8 protein-coding genes are annotated in these 6,592 nt (G+C 67.9%); 1 reads left to right on the top strand and 7 read right to left on the bottom strand.

Annotation, left to right across the window (positions count from 1 at the left end; all coding sequences use genetic code 11):
• The 6 genes from M3G14_RS11010 to M3G14_RS10985 form a co-directional block, all read right to left on the bottom strand.
• Positions 1 to 187: hypothetical protein (locus M3G14_RS11010; protein WP_259926576.1), on the bottom strand; the 187-nt coding region annotated here is incomplete at its 3' end.
• A gap of 115 nt (positions 188 to 302) precedes the next feature.
• Positions 303 to 1,391, bottom strand: a complete 1,089-nt coding sequence (locus M3G14_RS11005) for an ATP-binding cassette domain-containing protein (protein WP_259926575.1) — start codon at positions 1,389 to 1,391, stop codon at positions 303 to 305.
• Entirely contained in the window at positions 1,382 to 2,071 is a 690-nt protein-coding gene (locus M3G14_RS11000; RefSeq protein ID WP_259926574.1) for an energy-coupling factor transporter transmembrane component T, read from the bottom strand. Before M3G14_RS11000 ends, M3G14_RS11005 begins: the two co-directional genes overlap by 10 nt.
• Entirely contained in the window at positions 2,055 to 2,831 is a 777-nt protein-coding gene (locus tag M3G14_RS10995; RefSeq protein ID WP_259926573.1) for an ECF transporter S component, read from the bottom strand. Before M3G14_RS10995 ends, M3G14_RS11000 begins: the two co-directional genes overlap by 17 nt.
• Before the next feature lie 75 nt (positions 2,832 to 2,906).
• Entirely contained in the window at positions 2,907 to 3,902 is a 996-nt protein-coding gene (locus M3G14_RS10990; protein ID WP_259926572.1) for a nucleoside hydrolase, read from the bottom strand.
• Positions 3,903 to 3,905: 3 nt separating this feature from the next.
• Positions 3,906 to 5,111: an MFS transporter gene (locus M3G14_RS10985; RefSeq protein ID WP_259926571.1), complete on the bottom strand. Its 1,206-nt coding sequence runs from the start codon at positions 5,109 to 5,111 to the stop codon at positions 3,906 to 3,908.
• A 131-nt stretch (positions 5,112 to 5,242) separates the two neighbouring features.
• Between M3G14_RS10985 and M3G14_RS10980 the strand changes: the two genes are divergently transcribed.
• Positions 5,243 to 5,740 carry a hypothetical protein gene (locus M3G14_RS10980; RefSeq protein ID WP_259926570.1) on the top strand — a complete coding sequence of 166 codons (498 nt, stop codon included), beginning with the start codon at positions 5,243 to 5,245 and terminating at the stop codon, positions 5,738 to 5,740.
• Here M3G14_RS10980 and M3G14_RS10975 read toward each other — a convergent pair whose 3' ends face one another.
• Positions 5,741 to 6,517: a hypothetical protein gene (locus M3G14_RS10975; protein ID WP_259926569.1), complete on the bottom strand. Its 777-nt coding sequence runs from the start codon at positions 6,515 to 6,517 to the stop codon at positions 5,741 to 5,743.
• Positions 6,518 to 6,592: the final 75 nt, after the last annotated feature.

The following is a 6,592-nucleotide window of genomic DNA, read 5'->3' as shown; positions in this document are numbered from 1 at the left end:
CGGCGCGCGCCTGGTATTTCGTGTGCGAGGTCGCACCGCACAATACGGAAGCGGTGGCGTGCAGTTGTTTTGCGCGGTCTTTTTGGATGCCGTGTGCCTGCAACTGCGCAGGCGTGCATCCGGCCGCAGCGTGAACGAAGTCGAAACCGCAACGGTCGAACATGGCGAGTGCATCCAAATCTGTCATGCACCCGAGGGTAAACCACGCTTACCTGCGCAAACAAGCAATTGTGAGAATGAACCCAATATCGGCCCGAAACGGAACCAACGAGCCGGAACATGCGTCTAATAAGGGTTAGGCACTACCCGTCGAGCACGACCGATTCCACCTCCGCGTACGCCGCGACCTCGCCAACGAACCCCTCGTCGTGGCAGGTCAGGATCACCGCTTGCCCGGCGCGCAGCCCCGCGGCGATCTGCGCGTGTGCGGCGGTGCGGCCGCGGGGGTCGAGGGAGGTGTCGGGTTCGTCGAGAAGCACGAGCTCGCGGCCTTGCTCAAAGACTTGCCGCAGCTGGGCAAGCCGCAGCTCGGCTTGCGGCAAGTCGAGCGGGTGGGTCTGCGAATCGCCGCCGGCAAACTCGGCGACTGTGGTCTCGACGACCTGGTCGGCCGCGCGCTGCAGCGCGAGCGAGGCGTCGATGCGCGCCGGGTTCCCGTCGAGGCCCGCGAGCGCACGCAGCAGCGTCGTCTTGCCAGAACCGTTCGCGCCGCGTAACCACACCACCCCGCCTCTGCGCGGGGCGAGCGGCACCGGGCCGACGCGGAAACCCTCGCCGGTCCGTTCGCGGAAGTGCCACCACTTGCGGCGCGGCGCGGAGCGGGCGGCGGTGACGTCGCCCAGCTCGATGCGCTCGCCCGCGGCGACGGGCGCGGGCAGTGCGGTGGGCGGGGCGTCGGCAAGCGAGATGCTCACGGCGTCGATGTCGCGCGGCTGGTAGCCGGTGATCACCGCGCGCGAGTGCGCGAGCAGCTCGAGCACCATGCTTGCCGACGCCACATCCAACCCCGCGAACGGCAAGTCCAGCACCAACAGCTCGGGCTCGAGGACGGCGACCGTGGCGATGGCGAGGCGACGGGTCTCGCCGCCGGAAAGCGTGGCCGGGTTGCGCTCGGCGAGGTGGGTAAGGCCGACGCGGCGCAGGATCCGCTCGCAGCGGGCCTGCATCTCGGCGCGCGCGACGCCGCGCTGTTCGAGCCCGACCGCGACCTCCTCGATAACCGTGTCGCGCAAGTAGGTCACGTGCGCGCTGGCGTCTTGGCCGACGACGCCGGCGTGTGGCCAGTGCTCGTGGATGTGTTCGGTGAGTCGGGTCAGGCCGGATCCGGATGGGCCGATGATCTGGACGCGGTCGTGGGTTTCAAGCAAGCGGGCGAGCTGCGTCAGATCCACAGCGCCACCCCCAGGCACACCACCGGCAGCACCCAGCGCACGGCGCGCTGCAGATGCGAATCCGGCACGGGACGCAAGACGGTGCGGGCCCCGGGCAGGTCGTAGCCGGCTGTCTCCAGCGCTGCCCCGCGCGCGGACCCATGCGTGAGCAGCGCCGTGAGCACCGGCAGCACCAAGTGCGTGATCGCGTTGCGGGCGGTGATTGGGGTGCGTTTGAGCGCTTGGGCGTCGCGCACCGTTTGCACCTGGGCGTGGCCCTGCGGGACGAGCTGCAGGGTGGCACCGGTCAAGTAGGCGAGCTTGTTACCGCCGGGCAGGACCTGGACGGCCTTGACCAGGTCCGGGATGCGCACCCACGCCACGGCCGCGATCATGCAGGCCATCAACGCGCAAAAGCGTAGGGCGAGCGCTCCCCCAGTGGCCAGCCCGTCCACGGTGAGCAGCGGCGCGATGCGTCGCGTGCCGTAGGGGGTGTGGATGAGCAGCATCGATAGGCCGACCGGCACCGCGAGCGCGAGTACCGCCGCGGGTACCGAGGCGTTGCGTGTGCGCCACACGCCGAGTGCGCACGCGATGACCACAATCGCGGCGCTAGCCGCCGCGCTGTTCAGCCCGAAGACGAGGATCCACCCGCACACGCCGACCACAAGCGCGGTCAGCGGGTTAATCGGCGTGCGCATGACGCGGAGCGAAGGCGCGCAAGGTGCGCTGCGGCAACGCCTTGACGGTCAGGTAGGCCACCACCATCACGATGACTTTGTCCACCGGGTCGGAGAGGAAGGCCTGCGTCGTCACCGAGGCGATAAGTGAGCCGCCCATTTCGCGGAAGAGCGAGACGAGCGCGCCGGTGCCCACGCCCGCGGTCCCGCCGTAGACAAACGCGGCGACGGGTGCGGCGACCATGCCGCCGACCAGGCCCAACACGATGCCGAAGCCGACGACGCGGACGATGGACGACAGCGCGTTGAAGCGGTGGATGCACACGCCAGCAAGGTAGCCGATCAGCGCCGCGCCCGCGGCAAAGGGCAGCGCGGCCGGGTTGAGCAGGCCCCACACCACATTGTTCAGCGCGCCGGTGGTCAGCCCCGCCACCGGCCCGGCGAGTGCCGCGACCAGCACGGTGCCGATGCAATCCAGGTACAAAGGCAGGCCGATCGAGCCGACGATCTCGCCGACAACAGAGTTGATGATGATCGCCAGCGGAATCAGCCCAAGCGTGCGAGCCGGCAGCATCGGCACCGTGGCGACCAGCAGCAGGGCCGTGCCGATGCCGTAGCCGGCAAGGGTGAGCGTGGCTTCGGTCGCGCCGCCGACACTTTCCCAGTCGGTTGGACGCACCAGCACGAGGTAGATCCACGTCGCGGCGATGACGAGGGCCCCCGCGGCGACGAGCGCGCGGCGCGCGGGCGTCCAGTCGGAGGCAGAAACAGGGTGTGACATCAAAGGCTCCCTAAAGTAGGCCTAAACCCCCGCCTATGTCACCTCGGCGAAGCTTTCCGCGCGAAAGTCTAGCAGTTACTCCTCGGCCTTTAAGTGGTAGGCGGCTTTGAGGTCTGCGTCGCCGGCGGTGAAGCGGGCGTGGAGGGTGCACGCGGCGTCGATAAGCGGCCAGGCGCGCTCGATGGCTGCGGCGGTGACCACGCGCGCGTTGGGCTCGCGCTCCCACATGCCGCGCAGGTCGGCGGCGACGGTGCCGCGCATGAGCTCGCTAGACGCTTCGACGTCGACGGTGGCATCGAGGGCCGAAACCTCGATGCGGCCGAGCGCGATGAGCACGGTAAGCAGGTCGTGCAGCTGCGCGCAGTAGCCCTCGCCGACGTCTTCGTGGAACTCGAAGTAGAAGCGCGTGATCTCGGACAGCACTGCGGCGACGGGGGTGTCGCCCAGCGCTTCCACCAGCCGCTCGAGGCGCGGCGGGTCGAGCACGAGCTGCTCGGTCACCCCCAGCGAGCACAGGGTGATCGGCACGGGCGTACGCGCGAAGACCTCTGCGGCGGCGTGCGGGTCGACCCAAAAGTTCCACTCGGCGGTCGGGGTGGTGTTGCCCGGATAGTTCACGGCCCCGCCCATCACGGTGATGTGGCGCAGGCGCGCAAAGTGGCGCGGGTAGCGGCGCGCGAAGGTGGCGAGGTTGGTCAGCGGCCCGGTGACGATGAGGTGGAGGTCCTCAGTGCCGCGCTCGATGGCGTCGCACCAGAGCATGTCCCAGTCGCTGGCGACGTGCCGCGCCGGGGCGTGCGCGTAACCCAGCCCATACTCGCCGTGGGTCTCGGGAGTGGTGGTCAGCGCCAGCTCGAGCGGCTGCGCCTCGCCCGCGGCCAGCGGAACGGCGGGCAGGTTGCACTGCGTGAGAATCCAAGCCGCGTTTTGCGCGCACTGCACCGCATCCACGTTGCCCGCGGTAGTGGTCACACAGTCGAGCTCAATCTCGCCCGCGTGGTGCGCCGCAGTGAGGTAGACCAGCGCGAATGCGTCGTCGATCCCGGGATCGCAGTCCAGCACGACTCTCATGGTTTAGCTCCTTTTCGTTTCCTTGCCGCAGCCAAGCCAAATGCTTATCGACGCCACCGCTATCCCCGCGCACGCCACAAACGCCACCCCGAACCCGAAGGCCTGGGCGAGCAGCCCGACCACGATGGGCGCGAAGATCTGGCCCGCGTCCTGCGCCATCTGGAAGGTCGACAGCACCTTACCGCCCGAACGATCGTTGCCGATGATATCCGCCAACGACGCCTGCTGCGCCGGACCGATGAGCCCACTGCCCACTCCCGCGAGCACGGAGAGCACCAGCAGCGGCACCACAGAGGTGGCCAGCCCCATCGACCCGGTAAACAGCGCCGTGGCGGCGAGCCCGGCGACGATCAGCGGTTTGCGCCCGTGCTTATCCGCGAGCCGGCCGGAGAACTGCAGCGTGACCGCAGTGCCCAGGGCAAAGGCGGTGAGCGCGAAGCCCGCGGCGGCACCGCCGTTAGTAAAGAAGGCGGCGGCGAACAGCGGGAGAACGGACACGCGGGTGCCGAAGTTGACCCAGCCGTGCGTGAACGCCGAAGACAACAGTGCCCGGTAGGTCGGCATGCGCAGCGCGCTGGAAAGCTGCATCGGCGACAGCGGCGGCGGTAGCTGTGCCCTGCCCTGCGGGTCGCGCGTCGCCGCCCAGACGAACAGCGCGGCAGCGCCCACCATCAGGCCGTACACGGCGAAGGGGATGCGAAAGCCCAGAAACGACAGCGCCGCGCCGATCACCGGCCCAATAATATTGCCGAGCAAGAACGCCGAAGCGTAGACGGCGTTGGCGCGCCCGCGGATCGACGGATGCGTCACCCGCACAATGAGCGCCTGCGCCGAGAGCGTGAACATGGTCGAGCCGAAGCCGGCGAGAAAGCGCAGCGCGAAAATCTGCCAATAGGCGGTTGCGAAGGCGACGAAGAAGGTCGCGACCGCGACCACGCTTAAGCCGGTGATGTAGATGGGGCGCGAGCCGAGCTTGTCCACCAGCCAACCTGCCCCGGGAGCGCCGATAAGTCGGGCCGCGGCGAAGACAGAGACCACCGCGCCCGCAGCCGCCATGGACACGCCGAAGCTCGCCGTGAACTGCGGCAAGATCGGTGCGATGAAGCCGTAGCCAAGCGCGATCATGAACGCAGCCCCCACCAGCACCCAGATTGTGCGGGGAATCCGCGGTGCGGGGGTTGCCGAAAGTCGTGGGGTGGGTTTGCTCATCGCGAGTAGCGTAGCGCGTCACCGCTTCTTCAAGGCACTCACCTCTCGCTTCCGGACACGCCACCAGCACATTAACACACCCGTTCGAATGCGTGGCGGCTGTGTTCGGCCCGGCCTTTAGAGTGCCAACCATGATGAACTTCACGCACAGCACACCCGCCCCCGTCAGCCACACGCCAGCCGCGCTCGCCGAGCACATCCACGTCACCGAGCCCGAGTGCGTCGACCGCCTCCGCGGTATCATCCATCACCCGCGCTCGCTCGCCCGCGAAAGCGCGACCTGGCGCCCACCAACAAAGCGACTCCCCCGCCTCGCCCACGGCGCCGAGCTCAACATCGCAATTACCCGCCGCAGAGTCGGCCCCCGCGCGCAAGCCCGCATCCGTGGCTTCGGCGAGACTCGCGTCCCCGCCTTCCTCATCGAGGTCCGCATCTCGGACCCCTCCGGACTGCCCACCGACCGGCGCCTCGCCGAAGCCTGGGTGCGTGCGCTCGTCCCGCGCGACGCGGTTGACGCAATCCACGAGCTCCCCTCGCCGCGCACTGCCAACTACGTGTGGCTCGCCGATGGTGATTTCGCCCCGGTTGCCTCCCCGCCCTCGATGTTCGAGGGGCTCACCGCAGCGTAGCTAGTCTTCGGTGTCTTCGGTGTCGTCGGTGTCGTCACCGTCATCGAGACCAAAGATGTCGTAGATGTCGAGCTCGTCGTCCTCGTCCTCGAGCGGCAACAGCTGGCCTTCCCATTCTTCGGCCTGGTCGGCGGCGAGCGACAGGACGTCGAAGAGCCGATCGACGTCGGTAAACGTGCCCAACTCGAGCACCTCTGCTTCAGACACGGCCTCGCTGTGGACGGTCTCGAACAGGCGCAGGCGGTCCTCCTCGGTCAGCTCGGCGTCGCCGTCGGACTCCCACAGTTCGCCGATTGCGTCGTCCATCAGGTCGTCGTAGTTGTCGGAAAGCGCGATGAAGGTGACCGCGGCCGTCGCCGTAGCGTCAACGACCTCGACGTGGACCTGCAGCTCCGCGCTTTCGCCGACTTCCGCGCGCACGAGCTGGTTGTTCAGCCGATCAGGGTAAAACTCGAGGTCCTCGATGCGCTCGTCGGTGCCTTCGAGCAGGTCGCGCAGCACCGTGATGACCTGGTCGGTGGCCATGTGCTCGGCGACTGTCGCCACCGCGCTTTCCACCGAGAACACCACCGAAACCAGCGCGGCCTCGAACTCCTCGTCGTCTTCGTCGACGTCCGCGGCGGCGATGTAGACGTTAGCGGCAGGCAGTAGCGGATCGATCTCAACAAACTGGATTTCCACTTCGGACGTGATCGGTACGAACATCGTCTCGTCGTGGACGCGGGACTCGATTCCCTCACGGTCAAGGCTGGTTGCAATGTCTTCGAAAAAGCTCATGGCGGCGGTTTCCTTCCACTCTCCAGTCCAGGCCTGCCCTAGCCTAGCGAGGAAACCCGCGCCACGTCAGCACTT

Origin of the sequence: Corynebacterium sp. p3-SID1056, assembly GCF_025152525.1 — a bacterium.
Taxonomy (GTDB): Bacteria; Actinomycetota; Actinomycetes; order Mycobacteriales; family Mycobacteriaceae; genus Corynebacterium.
Note: the sequence above shows the minus strand (reverse complement) of the source record. Positions and strands in the feature narration are given on the sequence as shown.

Excerpts from the sequence above, each read along its gene's own strand:
- M3G14_RS10975 (WP_259926569.1), bottom strand. The coding sequence starts at position 6,517 with ATGAGCTTTTTCGAAGACATTGCAACCAGCCTTGACCGTGAGGGAATC.
- M3G14_RS10990 (WP_259926572.1), bottom strand. The coding sequence starts at position 3,902 with ATGAGAGTCGTGCTGGACTGCGATCCCGGGATCGACGACGCATTCGCG.
- M3G14_RS10980 (WP_259926570.1), top strand. The coding sequence starts at position 5,243 with ATGATGAACTTCACGCACAGCACACCCGCCCCCGTCAGCCACACGCCA.
- M3G14_RS10995 (WP_259926573.1), bottom strand. The coding sequence starts at position 2,831 with ATGTCACACCCTGTTTCTGCCTCCGACTGGACGCCCGCGCGCCGCGCG.
- M3G14_RS10985 (WP_259926571.1), bottom strand. The coding sequence starts at position 5,111 with ATGAGCAAACCCACCCCACGACTTTCGGCAACCCCCGCACCGCGGATT.
- M3G14_RS11000 (WP_259926574.1), bottom strand. The coding sequence starts at position 2,071 with ATGCGCACGCCGATTAACCCGCTGACCGCGCTTGTGGTCGGCGTGTGC.